At 70.0% G+C, this 14,993-nt stretch carries 15 protein-coding genes; 6 read left to right on the forward strand and 9 right to left on the reverse strand.

Going from position 1 to position 14,993, the window contains the following annotated elements; translation table 11 throughout:
- Nucleotides 1-72: 72 nt before the first annotated feature.
- The 4 genes from ACQPYZ_RS23925 to ACQPYZ_RS23940 all read right to left on the reverse strand — a co-directional run bounded on the left by ACQPYZ_RS23925 (nucleotide 73) and on the right by ACQPYZ_RS23940 (nucleotide 3,227).
- Nucleotides 73-324 (reverse strand): RNA-binding protein, encoded by a 252-nt coding sequence (locus ACQPYZ_RS23925; RefSeq protein ID WP_337008704.1) that lies wholly within the window; start codon nucleotides 322-324, stop codon nucleotides 73-75.
- Between the two features lie 5 nt (nucleotides 325-329).
- Nucleotides 330-899 carry a 30S ribosomal protein S16 gene (gene rpsP / locus ACQPYZ_RS23930; protein WP_433160025.1) on the reverse strand — a complete coding sequence of 190 codons (570 nt, stop codon included), beginning with the start codon at nucleotides 897-899 and terminating at the stop codon, nucleotides 330-332.
- Nucleotides 900-1,107: 208 nt separating this feature from the next.
- Nucleotides 1,108-2,478: a 6-phospho-beta-glucosidase gene (locus ACQPYZ_RS23935; protein ID WP_433160027.1), complete on the reverse strand. Its 1,371-nt coding sequence runs from the start codon at nucleotides 2,476-2,478 to the stop codon at nucleotides 1,108-1,110.
- Nucleotides 2,475-3,227: a DeoR/GlpR family DNA-binding transcription regulator gene (locus ACQPYZ_RS23940; protein ID WP_433160028.1), complete on the reverse strand. Its 753-nt coding sequence runs from the start codon at nucleotides 3,225-3,227 to the stop codon at nucleotides 2,475-2,477. The genes ACQPYZ_RS23935 and ACQPYZ_RS23940 overlap by 4 nt, the downstream gene beginning before the upstream one ends.
- A 207-nt stretch (nucleotides 3,228-3,434) precedes the next feature.
- Between ACQPYZ_RS23940 and ACQPYZ_RS23945 the strand changes: the two genes are divergently transcribed.
- From ACQPYZ_RS23945 to ACQPYZ_RS23960, 4 genes are all read left to right on the forward strand, one after another.
- A complete protein-coding gene (locus ACQPYZ_RS23945) occupies nucleotides 3,435-4,388 on the forward strand; it encodes a carbohydrate kinase family protein (RefSeq protein WP_433160030.1) in 954 nt (317 codons plus the stop codon).
- A 4-nt stretch (nucleotides 4,389-4,392) separates the two neighbouring features.
- Nucleotides 4,393-5,679, forward strand: a complete 1,287-nt coding sequence (locus ACQPYZ_RS23950; RefSeq protein ID WP_433160031.1) for an ABC transporter substrate-binding protein — start codon at nucleotides 4,393-4,395, stop codon at nucleotides 5,677-5,679.
- Between the two features lie 49 nt (nucleotides 5,680-5,728).
- On the forward strand, nucleotides 5,729-6,679 hold the full coding sequence (locus tag ACQPYZ_RS23955) for a carbohydrate ABC transporter permease (RefSeq protein ID WP_433160033.1): 951 nt from the start codon (nucleotides 5,729-5,731) through the stop codon (nucleotides 6,677-6,679).
- 62 nt (nucleotides 6,680-6,741) lie between these two features.
- A complete protein-coding gene (locus tag ACQPYZ_RS23960; protein WP_433169744.1) occupies nucleotides 6,742-7,503 on the forward strand; it encodes a carbohydrate ABC transporter permease in 762 nt (253 codons plus the stop codon).
- Here the strand turns inward: ACQPYZ_RS23960 and ACQPYZ_RS23965 are convergent.
- Together ACQPYZ_RS23965 and ACQPYZ_RS23970 are read right to left on the reverse strand one after the other, a co-directional pair.
- The gene (locus ACQPYZ_RS23965; RefSeq protein WP_433160035.1) at nucleotides 7,469-9,802 is read right to left on the reverse strand and encodes a caspase family protein; all 2,334 of its coding nucleotides are present in this window, start codon (nucleotides 9,800-9,802) and stop codon (nucleotides 7,469-7,471) included. The two genes, ACQPYZ_RS23960 and ACQPYZ_RS23965, sit on opposite strands and share 35 nt — an antisense overlap.
- 1 nt (nucleotide 9,803) lies before the next feature.
- Nucleotides 9,804-10,184 carry an effector-associated constant component EACC1 gene (locus ACQPYZ_RS23970; protein WP_433160036.1) on the reverse strand — a complete coding sequence of 127 codons (381 nt, stop codon included), beginning with the start codon at nucleotides 10,182-10,184 and terminating at the stop codon, nucleotides 9,804-9,806.
- 126 nt (nucleotides 10,185-10,310) lie between these two features.
- Here ACQPYZ_RS23970 and ACQPYZ_RS23975 point away from each other — a divergent pair, with 126 nt between their 5' ends.
- Both ACQPYZ_RS23975 and ACQPYZ_RS23980 read left to right on the forward strand, forming a co-directional pair.
- Nucleotides 10,311-10,505, forward strand: coding sequence for a hypothetical protein (locus ACQPYZ_RS23975; RefSeq protein WP_433160038.1), 195 nt, complete (start codon nucleotides 10,311-10,313; stop codon nucleotides 10,503-10,505).
- Nucleotides 10,506-10,530: 25 nt separating this feature from the next.
- Nucleotides 10,531-11,880, forward strand: coding sequence for a flotillin family protein (locus ACQPYZ_RS23980; RefSeq protein WP_433160039.1), 1,350 nt, complete (start codon nucleotides 10,531-10,533; stop codon nucleotides 11,878-11,880).
- A 48-nt stretch (nucleotides 11,881-11,928) separates the two neighbouring features.
- Here ACQPYZ_RS23980 and ACQPYZ_RS23985 read toward each other — a convergent pair whose 3' ends face one another.
- The 3 genes from ACQPYZ_RS23985 to ACQPYZ_RS23995 form a co-directional block, all read right to left on the reverse strand.
- Entirely contained in the window at nucleotides 11,929-13,044 is a 1,116-nt protein-coding gene (locus tag ACQPYZ_RS23985; RefSeq protein ID WP_433160041.1) for an alpha-lytic protease prodomain-containing protein, read from the reverse strand.
- A gap of 101 nt (nucleotides 13,045-13,145) precedes the next feature.
- Nucleotides 13,146-13,784, reverse strand: a complete 639-nt coding sequence (locus tag ACQPYZ_RS23990) for a LuxR C-terminal-related transcriptional regulator (protein WP_433160043.1) — start codon at nucleotides 13,782-13,784, stop codon at nucleotides 13,146-13,148.
- Nucleotides 13,772-14,941, reverse strand: a complete 1,170-nt coding sequence (locus ACQPYZ_RS23995; RefSeq protein WP_433160045.1) for a sensor histidine kinase — start codon at nucleotides 14,939-14,941, stop codon at nucleotides 13,772-13,774. The genes ACQPYZ_RS23990 and ACQPYZ_RS23995 overlap by 13 nt, the downstream gene beginning before the upstream one ends.
- Nucleotides 14,942-14,993 lie beyond the last annotated feature (52 nt).

Here is a 14,993-nt window from a genome sequence, read left to right on the forward strand (position 1 = left end):
ACCGATTCACCTGAGGATATGGCGAAGGGCCGCACCCGCGACGGGTGCGGCCCTTCGAGACGTACTACGAGCTCAGCGGCGTCCGCGCCGGTTGAACTCGTCGACGAAGTCGATCCGGATCGACGACTCGGAACTGAGCGCGCCGACGACGGTCCGGATCGCGGTCGCGGTCCGGCCGTTGCGGCCGATCACCTTGCCGATGTCGTCGGGGTGCACGTGCACCTCGAGCGTGCGGCCACGCCGGAGATTGCGCGCCCGGACACTGACGTCGTCGGGGTTGTCCACGATGCCTCGGACCAGGTGCTCGAGCGCCTCGGTCTCCATCATGGTCAGGCCTTGGCGTCGTCGGCGGGCGCCTCGGCCGCGGCAGCCTCGGGCTCAGCAGTCTCAGCCTTGGCCTCGGCGGCCTTGGGGGCCTCGTCCTTCGGAGCCTCGTCCTTCGGAGCCTCGTCCTTCGGCGTCTCGGCCTTCGGGGTCTCGGCCTTCGCGGCGTCGTCCTTCTTGTCGGCCTTCTTCGCCGCGGTCTTCTTCGCGGTGGTGGCCTCGGTCTTCAGCGTGCCGTGCGCCTCGGCCAGGGCCTCGTTGAAGATCTCCTGCTTGTCCCGCTTCGGCTCCTTGACCTTCAGCGGCGCCGGAGCGTCCTCACCCTTGAACTTCTGCCAGTCGCCGGAGGCCTTGAAGATCGCCTCGACGGCCTCGGTCGGCTGCGCGCCGACGCCCAGCCAGTACTGCGCCCGGTCCGACTCGACGTGGATGAACGACGGCTCGGCCTTCGGGTTGTACTTGCCGATCTCCTCGATGGCGCGGCCGTCCCGCTTGGTCCGGGCGTCCATCACGACGATGCGGTAGTGCGGCGCACGCTTCTTGCCGATGCGCTTCAAACGGATCTTGACTGCCACGTTTGTGGGGTCTCCCTTGGATTACATGTCTGGGTGAGCAGCACAGCGTCGTGGGGACAACGGGTGACCACTCGGATGGGCCGAGCCAGGCAGTGGAGTTAGAGGGCTGCACGAACCTGGACGGGCTCAGCAGGCCATTGTGCCAGATCCGCGGCCCGCCAACCAACACGGCGACCGACCGGCGACCGACCCGGCGACCCAGCCGAGGTCAGGGCCGGAACGGCGCCAACTCGGGGAGCTCCCGAGCGTACGCGTCCAGCAGCTTCCGCGCGGCGGTGACCGAGTCGATCAGGGGGTGCCAGGCGAAGGCTCGCAGGGCGGCGTCCCGGGAGCCGCCCGCGGCGGCCTCGATGGTGGCGCGTTCGACCGCCTTCACCGCACAGACCAGGCCGGCCTGGTGGTCGGTCAGCTGGGACACCGTGACCGGCAGGGCTCCGTTGGCGTCCACCGTGCACGGGATCTCCACGACCGCGTCGTCGTCGAGGTGACGCAGTACGCCGCGGTTGCGCACGTTCAGGATCAGCGACGCGCGCTCGTTGTGGGCGATCGCCCGCATCAGCGACAGCGCGACCTGCTCGTACCCGCCGGCCGCCATGTCCCGCTCGTCCCGCTCCCCCGCGTCCGCGACCTCACGGCTCTCCACCATGTACGTCGACTCGCGCTCGGCCCGCGTCTTCTGCCAGAGCTCCAGCGCCTGCTCGGGATGCCGGGCCGTCTCCGCGTAGAACGCGGACTGCTGTTCCAGTAGGAACGTCCCGCGCGTCTGCCGGACAGTCTGTACGGCGGCCAGCGTCTCGCGGGCGAAGTAGTAGTAATGCAGGTACTCGTTCGGGATCGAGCCGAGCGACCGCAACCAGTCCGCCCCGAACAGCCGCCCCTCCTCGAACGACGCCAGCGCCTCACCCGACTCCAGCAGCGCAGGCAGCCGGTCGACTCCACCGGACTGCAGTCCACGCAGCCAGCCGAGGTGATTTAGCCCGGCGTAGTCGTAGAACGCGGTCGACGGGTCCACGCCGAGCGCCAGCGCCGCCCGCCGCCCCAGCCCGGACGGGGAGTCACAGATCCCGATCACCCGGTCGCCCAGGTACGGGATCATCGCCTCGGTCACCATCCCGGCCGGATTGGTGAAGTTGATGACCCACGCCTCCGGCGCCACAGCCGCGATCCGCTGCGCGATCCGGGCGGCGACCGGCAGCGTCCGCAACCCATAGGCGATGCCGCCCGCGCCGACTGTCTCCTGCCCGAGTACGCCGAGGTCGAGAGCGACCCGCTCGTCGACGGTCCGGCCCTCGAGCCCGCCGACCCGAATGGCGGAGAACACGAAGTCCGCACCGCGGAGCGCCTCGTCCAGGTCGGTCGTCTCGGTCACGACCGGCGGCTCCACAGGGCCTGGCTCGGCGATCGCCGTACCAGCTGCCGTTGCCTGCTGCCGCAGTACGGCGCCGATCGAGGACAGCCGGGTGCGGTCGGTGTCGAAGAGCGTGACCGACGTGATCCGGCCGTCGCCGCGGTCGCCGAGCAACGCCTGGTAGACCAGCGGGACCCGGAACCCACCGCCGCCGAGGATGGTCAGCCTCACGTCAACACCACCTGTACGCCTGCCTCCGTCAGTTGGGCCCGGGTCGCCTCGTCGGCGCCGGGCTCGGTCACCACCATGGTCAGCTCACCCGGCTCGCACACGCGCGCGACGCCGTGTCCCGGGAACTTCGTCGCGTCCGCCAGCAGGACGACGCGGTCGGCGGCGTTGATCATCGCCCGCTTGACCGGCACCTCGATCATCGTGCTGTCCATCACCCGTCCGTCCGGCCGCACCCCGCTGGTCCCGAGGAAGAGCCAGTCGACGTGGAGCTGCCGCAGGCTCTCCTCGGTCAGATACCCCACCAGCGAGCGGTAACTCCGCCGGACGAACCCACCGAGCACGATCAGCTCGATCTGCTCGTCGTTCTGCAACTCCTCCAGGACGGCGAGGTTGCTGGTCACCACCGTCAACGAGCGGCCGTGCAGGTGCTGGGCGACCCGCAACGCCGTGGTCCCGATGTCGAGCAGCACCGACTCGCCGTCGGTCACCAGCTCGGCGGCCTTCCGCGCGATCCGGTCCTTCTCCTCGGCATGGACGGCGTTCACGTCGGCGAACGGCTCGTCGCCGCCGTCCACCGCGAGCGCACCGCCGTACACCCGGGTCAGCCGGCCCTCGGCGTGCAGCTGCTCGAGGTCGCGGCGGATCGTCGCCTCACTCACCCCGAGCCGCTCGGCCAGCACTTTCACGCCCCCGGCACCGTCGGCCCGGAGCGCGCGGACGATCTGATCCTGCCGCTGCTTTGGCAACACCGTCAGACCGTATCACGCAAACTCCGTCATTTTCAGTCAAAGTCGTGATCAGCTATTGCGTATCCTGCGCAAGAGATCCAAGATTCATGCACGAGTTTGATCGAGCGTGCAGGAGTGTGGCGACGCCGTGGACGAGCGAAGCGAGTGCACCGTCAGGCACAGCGGGTTTCGAGCCTCAGCCGCGCCCGGAGCGAAGCGAGGACGTGGATGAGCCTGGAGCTGGACGTAGTGGTGTCCGGCCTGGTCTTTCAGGACCTGGTGCTCGGTCTGCCCACCCCGCCGCGCCCCGGCACCGAGGTCTGGGCGACCGACTCGCTCGAGAGCCCGGGCGGGATCGCCAACTTCGCCGTCGCGCTGGCCCGGCTCGGGCTGCGGACCGGCCTGGCCGCCGCCTTCGGCGCGGACGACCTCGGCGACCGCCTCTGGGACCGGCTCACCGACGGCGAAGGCATCGATCTGACTCTCTCCCGCAAGCTCGCCGGCTGGCGGACCCCGCTGACCGTGGCCCTTGCCTACGACAACGACAGGGCACTGGTCGCCCGGGGCACCCCTCCCCTGCTGTCGGCCGACGAGCTGATCACCGCACCGCCGGCCGCCCGGGCCGTCGCCGCCCATATCGGTCCCTGGCCGAACGAGTGGCTGGCGAAGGCAAAGGCGGCCGGCTGTGTGGTGTTCGCCGACGTCGGGTGGGACCCGTCGGAGCAGTGGGACCCACAGGTGCTCGACCAGCTCGAGCACTGCGACGTGTTCCTGCCGAACGCCGGCGAGGCGATGAGCTACACCCGGACGGACAGCCCGGAGCAGGCACTCGAACAGCTGGCCACCAAGGTCCCGGTGGTCGTCGTGTCGAACGGTGCCGACGGGGCGCTGGCGCTTGATGCCGCGACCGGCGAGCGCGTCGCCGTACCGGCGTATCCAGTGCAGGCGGCGGACACCACCGGGGCGGGTGATGTGTTCGCCGCCGGTTTCATCGCCGCCACGCTGTGGGACCTGCCGCTGGCTCAGCGGGTGCGGTTCGCGTCGCTGGTGGCCGCGCTGTCGGTGACCCGGCTCGGTGGCGCGGACGCCGCGCCCCGCTGGGCCGACCTGGCCGCGTGGCAGGCCGCCCACCCCGAAGACCACCACCTCGAAGCGCTGATCAGCGCCCACTCAGGAAGGTAGAACCATGGAGCTCTCACGTCGGACGCTGCTCGCTGGGGGCTTCGCAGCCGTGCTCGGCGGAACGGTCGTCGGCTGCTCGTCCGGGATGGACGCCGGGACGACCCAGAAGAACACCGCCACCGAGCTGACCCTGTGGTGCTGGCCCGGCGGCCTGGGCAAGTCGGTGCTGGACGACACCGTCGCGCACTTCCCGGACCCGAAGATCAAGTACTCCGAGGTCGGCGGCGACTTCAAGCAGAAGCTGATCACCACCTTCAACGGCGGTACGTCGATCCCGGACATCACCGGCATCAAGGGCGAGGACATCGCGTCGATGCTGCCGCAGGCCGAGCGGTTCGTGGACCTGAAGACCGTCGGCGCCGACTCGGTGCTCGGCGACTACGTCGAGTGGAAGGTCAAGCAGGCCACCACGCTGGACGGCAAGGTGATCGGCCTGCCGATCGACATCGGCCCGACCGCGCTGTACTACCGCGAGGACGTGTTCACCAAGGGCGGCCTGCCCGGCGACCCGGCCACGGTGTCGGAGCAGCTGAAGACCTGGGACGACTTCTTCGCCGCGGGCGTCGAGCTGAAGAAGTCGAACCCGAAGGCGCTGATCGTCTGGGACGCCACCGACCTCTACGACCTCGTCGTCGGTCAGGGCACCGAGCGGTACGTCTCCAAGGACAACACGTTCATCGGCGACCAGGACCACATCCGCAAGGCCTGGGACACCGTGGTCAAGGCGATGACGCTGAAGATCGACGGCAAGACCGCGAGCGGTTCGCCGGACTGGAACGCCGGCCTGGACCAGGGCACGGTCCCGGCCCACATCGGCGCCGCCTGGGTGGCCCTCGACCTCAAGTCCGCGGTGAAGTCCAGCGTGGGCAAGTGGCGGCTGGCGCCGACCCCGGGCGGCCCGGCGAACTTCGGCGGCTCGTTCCTCACCATCACCAAGAACGCGGCCGACCCGGCCAAGGCGTTCGAGGTGATCAAGTACATGCTCAACCCCGACAACCAGGCCAAGGCGTTCACCGACGCGCAGATCTTCCCGGCCACGCCGGGCGCCTACGACAAGCCGCAACTGAAGGTGGCGGACCCGTTCTTCGGCGGCCAGGTGCCGATCGACGTGTTCGGCCCGGCGGCCAAGTCGATCCCGGTCGGCTACGAGGCACCGTCCGACGGCGCGGTCGCGCAGCCGTTCAAGGACGAGCTCAAGACCGTGCAGTCCGGCGCCAAGACCTCCGACGCGGCCTGGTCCGCCGCGGTGTCCAAGGCGAAGGCCATCGCCAAGCGTCAGGGCGTGCAGTGACGGTGTCCATGACCAGCGCGCCGGTCGGGTCGTGGCCGGGAGAGGCTCGATGACCGGGACCGCGACGGTGCCGACCGCGCCGGCCGCGCCGCTGACCGGCCCCTCCTCCGGCCAGCGGCACCGCCGGCGCGTCTGGTCGTACTGGCGGTTCTACCTGGCGCTGTCGCCGTTCTACGTTCTGTTCACGGTCTTCGGGCTGTACCCGATGCTGTCCACGATCGTGCTGGCGTTCCAGCGCTGGGACGGCCTCAGCGCCCGCCGGTTCACCGGCCTGGACAACTTCCGGTTCCTGGTCGAGGACCCGACGTTCTGGCTGGCGCTGGAGAACACCGTCGTCCTGTTCCTGATGTCGACGATCCCGACGCTGGTGATCGCGCTCGTGCTCGCGGTCATGCTGCAGTCGGCCGTCCGGTTCACCAGCGTCTACCGGATCGGCTACTTCATCCCGAACGTCACCTCGCTGGTGGCGATGGCGATCTTCTTCGGCTCCGTGTTCAGCACGAACTTCGGCCTGGTGAATGCCGGGCTGCGGGCGCTCGGCATCCCCGAGCAGGACTGGCTCGGCCAGCCGTGGGGGATCAAGATCGCGATCTCGACGATGATCGTGTGGCAGTGGGTCGGGTACAACACGCTGATCTACCTGGCCGGCCTGCAGGCGATCCCGCGGGACCAGTACGAGGCGGCCAAGGTCGACGGCGCCGGCACTGTCCGGACGTTCTTCTCGATCACGCTGCCGCAATTGCGCCCGGTGATCCTGTTCACCGTGGTGATCTCCACCATCGGCGGGCTGCAGACGTTCACCGAGCCGCAGGTGATGGTCGGCAACAGCGGCGGCACCGGCCAGAGCGGGATGACGGTCGTGCTGTTCTTCTACCGGGCGGCGTTCCTGGACAACGACTACGGTTACGCGGCCGCGATCGCGCTCAGCATCTTCGCGCTCGTGCTGCTGTTCACGGCGATCAACTGGCGGATCTTCCGCGGCAGGGGTGAGGACCGGTGACCCGTTACCGGCTACGAGGCGTCGCGCTGCACGTCGTACTGGTGGTCGCGCTGCTGGTGTTCATGTTCCCGTTCGTGTGGACGATCATCATGGCGTCGAACAGCACGGCGGACATCTACCGGTTCCCGCCGAAGTTCAGCTTCGGGTCGCAGTTCGACGACAACGTCCGGCACGTGCTGGCGAACGTCGCGTTCTTCCAGTCGATGCTGAACACCGCGGTGGTGGCGGTCTCGACCACGCTGCTGGTGCTGTTCTTCGACTCGCTGGCCGCGTTCACGTTCGCGAAGTTCCGGTTCCCGGGGCGGAACGCGTTGTTCGTCGTACTGCTCGCGACGATGCTGCTGCCCGCGCAACTGGCCGCCGTACCGCAGTTCCAGACGATGGCGTTGCTTGGGTGGGTGGGCTCGCTCAAGGCGCTCATCATCCCGGGGGCGGCGAACGCGTTCGGGATCTTCTGGATGCGGCAGTACTTCCAGAACTCGATCCACGACGAGTTGGTCGAGGCCGCGACGCTGGACGGGTGCGGCTTCCTGCGCACGTACTGGCACGTGGCGCTGCCGTCGGCGCGGCCGGCGTTGGCGTTCCTCGGCATCTTCACGTTCGTCGCGTCCTGGAACGACTACATGTGGCCGCTGATCGTGCTGACCAACCCGGACCACCTGACGCTGCAGGTGGCGCTGTCCACGCTGAACCGCAGCCACGGCGTCGACTACAGCATGGTGATGACGGGCGCGCTGCTGGCGATGGTGCCGCTGGTGATCGTGTTCGGGATCTTCGCCCGGCAGTTCATCAAGGGGTCGACCGAAGGCGCCATTCGCGGCTGAACACACCGGCCAGGATCAGGGCGTTGCCGAGGAGCGCGAGCAGGAACGCGGGTGGCGAGTCGCCCTCGGTCAGGGCCGGAACGGCCGCGACGACATTGATCACGACGTACGTCGTCGCGGCCGCCGTCAGCCAGGTCCGGGAGCTGGTCCGGGTCGCGGCCAGCGCGAGCCAGGCGAGGCCGATGGCGACGAACGGCTCGACGATCGCCAGCCAGGTGACGTCGACGAAGGCGAAGCCGTCGGGGTGCGGGACGAACGGTTGCACGAGCAGCAGGATGCCACCGGCAACAATCAGGACGCCTCCGAGCGGTGGAACCGGCCACGCGCGCCACGCCCACGGCCGGAGGACGAGCAGGAGTACGACGGCCATCGCGGCGGCGATCCCGGTCGAGATCAGCCAGGCGGTGGTCTCGTCGTCGGAGATCCCGCCACCGAGGATCAGCAGCCCGTCCTCGAGCACCGAGGCGACGCAGCCAGCGACGATCCCGAGGGCGATCAACCCCGCCTGCCGGGCGACGAGGCTCGCCACGAGCGCTCCCACGCAGGACACGAAGACTGGGTCCGTCCAACTCCGGTCGACGTACCAACCAGTGGTCGCCTCGTCGTCCCAGAGCTCCCGCGATTGAGCCGGCCCCGGCCAGTTGAAGTAGATGAGCAGGGCCGCACCGAGGACCAACACCACGACAGCACCCCAAGGCACCGCAAACCCGACACCACGCTCCTCGGGCGCGGCGATCGCCTGCGCATCCGGTGTGCCGCCCCGGTCGACCTCGCGCGTGACGGTCGCCTCAGCCGCGCCGCCGCCTGCGGGTGCGTCAGGTACGGCGGTCGCCGCCAGCCCACCCGGCGCAGTGGTTGCTGCCGGTGTCCCGGGTGTGGCGTCGCTCGTGGATGCGTCAGGTGTGGCTGCCGTCGCCGGCACCCCCAGCGCGGTGGTTGCTGCCGGTGTCGTGGGGGTCGTGGGCGCTCGTAGGGGTTGCTGCAGGAGGTGTTGGGTGTGGGGTGGTTCGGGGGTGGGGGTTGGTTTGGGTGGGTCGGGTTCTGGTTCAGGGGGTGGTGGGGGTGGTTCGGACTCGGTGTCGGGCATGGTGAGGCGGACCGGGACGGTGAGCTCGCCGGTGGGGCCGGTGATCACCACGGTTGCCTGGTCCTCCGTCGGGTTCTCGGCGCGGGCCCGGATCACCGGGCCGTCCTGGTCGAGTTTGAGCCAGTCGGCGGTGGACGACGCCACGGCGGCCAAGGCGAGCGGCGGTCCCGCCAACCGGAGCTCGTTCGTCGTCCCCAGGTCGAGCTCAGCAGGCGTCACCCGCAAGGTGCTCTGCTCGAGCGCCTCCGAGGCAGCGAGCGCCACCCGGCGGCTGTCGTCGTCCACCATCGGGCCCAGCGCCTGCCACGCGGCGTACGCCTGACTCAGATCGCTTCCGAGCAACCGCTCGCGCAGATAGTCGACCACCCCGAACCTTGCTGCCGGCAACGGGCTCTCCATCGCCTCGAGCAGCTCCGGCGCGAGTGGAGCGGGCGTGATCCGGCGTACCCGGCTGCGGGCGATCAGCAGCTCGCCCTGCGAGCCGAACGTCCACATCTGCGGATTCTGGTTCGGCGTCACCCGGCGGACCCGGTCGGAGACGAAGCCGACCAACTCGGTCAGCCCGACCCAGCCGTCACCGTCCCGATCGGCCTCACCTGTCGACAGCCCGTCCACGACCGCGCTGGTGAACACCGACGGCGCCGACGCGTCCGACGCCAACTGCCCACCCTCGAAGGCGTACTCCATCGCACTCGACGCCGTCACGACCACCCGCCCGCGTCCGCCGCCGACCTCCTCCTGGCCGGCGAAGGCGTCCCGCACCTGCGCCTCACCGGCCGCGCGCACGACCATCCCGCGCGGGAACGCGCCGCCGTAGCAACAGTCCAGGAACAGCGCGATTCGTTGCGCGCGGCTGTCCGCCATCTGCCGGTTCACGAAGTCCGCGGCGACGGCGGTCGAGGCCAGCCGCGTCGGCTTGGTGTCGGCGACGGCCAGGAACAGCTCGCCCGCCGCGTTCTTCAGCCCGTGGCAGGAGAAGTGCAGCATCAGCAGGTCCTCGGGCGCGCGGTCGGCGAAGAAGTCCTCGACGGCGAACCGGATCTCCTGCGCGGCCGCGTTGTGCATCACCTGGACGTCGAACCCACCGACCGCCGGATCCGCGAGCACCTCCGCCAGCGCGGCCGCGTCCCGGGCCGGCGCGACCAGGCTGCGCAGGCCGGCGTCGTCGTACCGGTCGTTCGCGATCACGAGCGCGACGCGCGAGCCGTCCATGTCAGGCTGCCGTGTGCTTGCGGACCCAGGCGTCGACCAGTTGTTGCTGGATCGCGTCATTCGCTCCGCTCAGCTCGATGGTGTCGCCGTCGATCGTGACCTTCACGGTCCGTCCGCTTCCGGACCTCCGCAACCAGTCCCGCACCACCGAGACCACCGACCCGAGCACCTGCAGACCGGGCTGCAACGACACACTCAGTACGCCGGCGATCGCAGCCAGCCCGGGACCGCGCGTACCGTCCGGCACGTCGCCTTCCCGGTACGGCTCGACCGCGCGGACGTCGAGCGCCAGCAACTCCTGCCGCAGCAGCAGGGCCAGCTCCTCGAGCCGAGCGTCGTCGGACCCCGCCTCGACCACACCGACCCGGACTTCAGCTCCCATTCAGCTCTCCCCCAACGCCCCCAGGCCGACCACTTCCAACGATGCGCCTGTGCCGTCACGGTCACAAGCCGTCAGGGCACTAGGCTTCGGGAACTGAAGTGGGCCGGGCTACGTCGGAGGGGCGTCATGGTGGGGAAGCGGGGACGCGTGATCGGCCGGATCGGGCCGGGGATCGTCGGCGAGGTGATGCTGCCGGTCCGCGGTGCCACCGAGGCCTTCTACGCTTACCCGGCAACCGACGAGGTGATCGAGGTGGGCACGCCGGTGGTGGTGGTCGAGTTCGACCCGCCGCGCACGGTCTACGTCGCTCGCGCCTTCTGACCGTACTTGTTCCCTTGGAGGGGAAATGCTCTGGACGTACCTGATCGTCGGCGCGATCGCGCTGGTGGTCCTGCTCATCCTGTTCCGGATGGTCTGGCGGGTGGCCGAACCGAACGAGGCCCTGATCATCTCCGGTCTCGGCGCGCACTCCAGCCAGGACCAGGTGAACGAGACCCTGGGCTTCAAGATCGTCGTCGGCCGCGGCACCGCGGTGCTGCCCGGTTTCCAGACCGTACGGCGGCTGCCGCTCGACATCCGCGCCACGCCGCTGACCGTGACGTGCGTGTCCAGCCAGGGCATCCCGCTGCACATCAAGGGCGTCACGGCGTACAAGGTCGGTGACGACTACGGCTCGATCGCGAACGCGGCCCGGCGGTTCCTGGAGCAGAGCGACGAGCAGGTGATGAGCACGATCCACGAGCTGTTCGCCGGCCACCTGCGCGCGATCGTCGGCTCGACCACGGTCGAGGAGATGCTGCACGACCGGGAGACGCTGACCACGAACATCCGCGGCTCGCTGGCCGGTGACATGGAGAAGCTCGGCCTGGTGGTCGACTCGCTGCAGATCCAGGAGATCGACGACGAGTCCGGCTACATCAAGAACCTGGGCCGCCCGCAGGCCGCCGCGGTCGAGGCGGCCGCCCGGATCGCCCAGGCCGAGCGGGACCGGGAGGCGACCGAGCGCGAGCAGGCCGCGGCCGCGAAGAAGGCCGCCGCCGTCCGGGAGAGCTCGATCGCGCAGGCCGGCTACCAGGCCGAGGTCGACCAGGCGAACTCGAAGGCCTCGCAGGCCGGCCCGCTGGCCGAGGCGCTGGCCCGGCAGGAGGTCGTCGTCGCCGAGACCGAGACCGCGAAGCTGAACGCCTCGCTGGCCGAGAAGCAGCTGGAGTCGACCGTGCTGAAGCCGGCCGACGCCGAGGCGTACCGGCAGCGCACGCTCGCCCAGGCCGCCCGGGACGCGCAGATCGCGGCCGCCGAGGCGAACGCGCGGGAGGTCCAGCTGCGCGGTGAGGCGCAGGCGAAGGCCACCGAGCTGACCGGTAAGGCCGAGGCGTCCGCCGTCCAGGCGAGGGCGATGGCCGAGGCGGCCGGTATCAAGGCCCGGGCCGAGGCGCTGGCCACCAACACCGACGCGGTCGTCGCCCAGCAGCTGGCCGAGGCCTACCCGGAGATCGTGTCCGCGGCCGCGGGCTCGTTCGAGAAGGTCGGCAACATGGTCGTGCTGAACGGTGCCCAGGGCATCGAGGACACCCTGGTGAAGACCATCACCATGGGCGGTTCCGGGTTCGCGCTGGCCAAGCAGCTGATCGACTCGCTCGGCGCCAAGAAGGACGACGAGAAGCCGACCCTCGAGCCGGTGCCGAACGAAGCCTGACCACCGCACCGCGGCTCCCCGTGTGCGCACGGGGAGCCGCGGCGTTTCTCAGGCGGTGTGCAGGGTGAGGCCGTACGCCGACAGGATCTCGTTGACCGGCTGGAACCACGTCTCGCCGCCGCTGCTGCAGTTGCCCCAGCCACCGGACGTGACGCCCTGGGCCTGGTCGCCGGTGATGAACGACCCGCCGGAGTCACCGCCCTCGGCGCAGACGCTGGTCTTGGTCGCGCCGTGGAACAGCTGGCCGTTGCCGTAGTTCACGGTCTCGTTCTTCGCCAGGATCGTGCCGCAGTGCCAGTGCGTCGTCGACCCGCTCCGGCAGACCGACGAACCGATCGGCGCCTCCCAGGAGCCGCGGACGAGGTGGTCGCTGACCTGACCCCAGCCGTACACCACCGGCACGGTCCACCAGCCGTTGCCGACGGAGACCCAGCCGTAGTCGTTGTCCGGGAACGACCAGCCGCGGAAGCTGCCGATGTCGGTGCCGTCCCAGCCGCGGACGGTGCCGCCGCGACCGCAGTGGCCGGCGGTGACGAAGCCGCCGTGCACGGAGAAGCCGATCGAGCAGCGGATGTTGCTCACGTAGTACGGGTCGCCGCCGACCGTGCCGGCCGCGAACGTCCGCGGCGCCTGGGCTGCCACCTCGCGGACCGTGACCGCACCCGCCTTCGCGACCTTGGCCACGAACGCGTCGACGGCTTGGGACCGCTTCCCCGACTGCACGTTGATCACCACCGTGCCGGTGCGCGGATCGGCAGCCCAGCCGCTGACGGCGTCGGGCACCGACCTGCCGGCAAGCTTGTCGACCGCGGCCTTGCGCTGGTCGAGCACCGCAGCGGTCACCGGTACGGCGGTGGTCTCGGCACCCGTGGCTCGTACGGCGGCCGCGCGGCCGGGCCGGGCGAGCCCGACCACGAGCTTCTGCCGGTCGGCGTCGTACCAGGCGCCACCGAAGTCGGCGCCCGCGGCCTTCTGCGCGGCAGGCAGCAGCTTCGCGGCCGACGTCTCGGACTTGAGGCGTTGCTGCACCTGCGGCTCGGTCAGGCCGAAGTCTCGGTGCATCGCCGCGGCCTGGGCGGGCACGGCGATCGGCTCGGCCGCGAGGGCCTGACCGGGAACCGTGACCGCGCTCGCGACGAGCACGGCAGCTAGCAGGACTTTCATCGGACTCTCCTCACCTAGGGGCGGTTCGGTGCGTGAGAGCGCTCTCGCACTTGAGGGTGGCCTACCGCGGGCGACGCGTCAAGAGCGGGTGACCGACGTTGTCACAGACCCAGATGCGCGAGTACGGCGAGCACGCGGCGGTGGCCGGAGTCGGTCGGCGGCAGATCGAGCTTGAGGAAGACGTTGCCGACATGCTTGTGGACGGCGCCTTCGGAGATCACCAGCTTCTCCGCGATCGCGGTGTTGCCCAGCCCTTCGGCCATCAGCGCGAGCACCTCGCGTTCGCGGGGCGTGAGCCGGTCCAGCGGGCTGCTCCGCTTCACCATCAGCTGGCTGACCACTTCCGGGTCGAGCACGGTCCCGCCGGCGGCCACTCGCCGTACCGCTTCCAGGAACTCGTCCACCCGGGACACCCGGTCCTTGAGCAGGTAGCCGACGCCCTCACTCCCGGCGGCCAGGAGCTCGGCGGCGTACACCTCCTCGACGTACTGCGAGAAGACGAGCACCGGCAGGCCGGGACGGGTCCGGCGGGCCTCGATCGCGGCCCGGAGGCCCTCGTCGGTGAAGGTGGGCGGCAGCCGTACGTCGACGATCGCGATCTCCGGGTCCTGATCGGCCACGACCTTCGCGAACTCGTCCGCGTCCGCGGCGACCGCGACCACCTCGAACCCGGAGTTGCCGAGCAGCAGACCGAGTCCCTCGGCCAGGATCGGGTTGTCCTCCAGGATCACGACGCGCACGGCAGCACCACCTCGACCGTCGTCGGCCCGCCGATCGGGCTCCGCAGCTCCAGCCGTCCGTCGATCGCCTCCACTCGGTGGAGCATGCCATGCAGTCCGCTCCCCCGGCCCAACTGGTCGGACTGCGCGCTGACCCGCGCACCGCCGATCCCGTCGTCGGTGATCGCCAGGTACAGCTCGGGACCACGCCGTTCCATCAGTACGTCGACATGCCCGGCCGCACTGTGTTTGGTGATGTTGGTGAGCGACTCGGCCACGACGAAGTACGCAGCGGCCTCGACCGCGGCCGGGACGTGGCCAAGCTCGCCCAGCCGGAGCTCCACCGGTAGCGGGCACCGGGCGCACAGTGCGGAGACAGCACCGGCGAGACCGCGGTCCGAGAGGATCGGCGGGTACATGGTCCGCAGTACGCCGCGGAGCTCGTTCATGGCCTGTTCCGCGCCGTCACGGGCGTCGTCGAGCAGCTTGGCGGCCCTGTCCGGGTCCTCGGCCATCATCTGCTTGGCGATCCCGATACGCATCGCCAGCGAGACCAGTTGCGCCTGGGTGCCGTCGTGCAAGTCCCGCTCGATCCGACGGAGCTCGGCACCGTGGGAGTCCACCGCACCGGCCCGGCTGCGGGTGAGCTCCTCCACCCGCTGGCTGAGCTGTTCGGCCTCGTTGGGAGCCAGTACGTCGTAGACCACGCGGGCATGGCGTCGTGCGAGAGCAGGTGCACCCCAGCCGAGCACGGCCAGGCTGACCAGGACCTGCAGCGGGCCGAGTGTCAGCGCCTCGAGCCAGTTGTCGACGCCGAGGCCCATCAAGCTGACGTTGCCGGGGTCAACCTTCCACAGGGCCATGCTGGCAAGCGCTGCCGGCGCACCGACCACGGCGACGACTGCAACGAACAGCTCGGGCACGGCCACGAACGGCAGCCCCAGGAGCGTGAGGCTGCGTTTGAACGACCAGGTGCCGACGGCCTCCGGGAGACCGAGATACCTGGCCGCCTGCGACCGCTCGAAGCGCGCCAGCCGGACCAGGCCTCGGCGCACATCCGGTAGCCAGACGACGAGCAGAGCGAGCGGCAGGGACACCAGCAGCCCCATGCCGATCAGAAAACGAACCGCCAGGTACCCGCAGGCCGGGCCGCCTCGCGAGAGGATCTTGGTCACCATGACCCCATCCTCCGCCAGACGACCCGGCCGGGTCGGTACAGCAGGCTCTACT

Origin of the sequence: Kribbella sp. CA-247076 (assembly GCF_050942445.1) — a bacterium.
GTDB lineage: Bacteria > Actinomycetota > Actinomycetes > Propionibacteriales > Kribbellaceae > Kribbella.

What these genes read in the sequence shown, in the direction of transcription:
- ACQPYZ_RS23925 (WP_337008704.1), bottom strand. Translation starts at nt 324, where the DNA reads ATGGAGACCGAGGCGCTCGAGCACCTGGTCCGAGGCATCGTGGACAAC.
- ACQPYZ_RS23945 (WP_433160030.1), top strand. Translation starts at nt 3,435, where the DNA reads ATGAGCCTGGAGCTGGACGTAGTGGTGTCCGGCCTGGTCTTTCAGGAC.
- ACQPYZ_RS23950 (WP_433160031.1), top strand. Translation starts at nt 4,393, where the DNA reads ATGGAGCTCTCACGTCGGACGCTGCTCGCTGGGGGCTTCGCAGCCGTG.
- ACQPYZ_RS23955 (WP_433160033.1), top strand. Translation starts at nt 5,729, where the DNA reads ATGACCGGGACCGCGACGGTGCCGACCGCGCCGGCCGCGCCGCTGACC.
- ACQPYZ_RS23960 (WP_433169744.1), top strand. Translation starts at nt 6,742, where the DNA reads ATGTTCCCGTTCGTGTGGACGATCATCATGGCGTCGAACAGCACGGCG.
- ACQPYZ_RS23965 (WP_433160035.1), bottom strand. Translation starts at nt 9,802, where the DNA reads ATGGACGGCTCGCGCGTCGCGCTCGTGATCGCGAACGACCGGTACGAC.
- ACQPYZ_RS23970 (WP_433160036.1), bottom strand. Translation starts at nt 10,184, where the DNA reads ATGGGAGCTGAAGTCCGGGTCGGTGTGGTCGAGGCGGGGTCCGACGAC.
- ACQPYZ_RS23975 (WP_433160038.1), top strand. Translation starts at nt 10,311, where the DNA reads ATGGTGGGGAAGCGGGGACGCGTGATCGGCCGGATCGGGCCGGGGATC.
- ACQPYZ_RS23980 (WP_433160039.1), top strand. Translation starts at nt 10,531, where the DNA reads ATGCTCTGGACGTACCTGATCGTCGGCGCGATCGCGCTGGTGGTCCTG.
- ACQPYZ_RS23985 (WP_433160041.1), bottom strand. Translation starts at nt 13,044, where the DNA reads ATGAAAGTCCTGCTAGCTGCCGTGCTCGTCGCGAGCGCGGTCACGGTT.
- ACQPYZ_RS23995 (WP_433160045.1), bottom strand. Translation starts at nt 14,941, where the DNA reads ATGGTGACCAAGATCCTCTCGCGAGGCGGCCCGGCCTGCGGGTACCTG.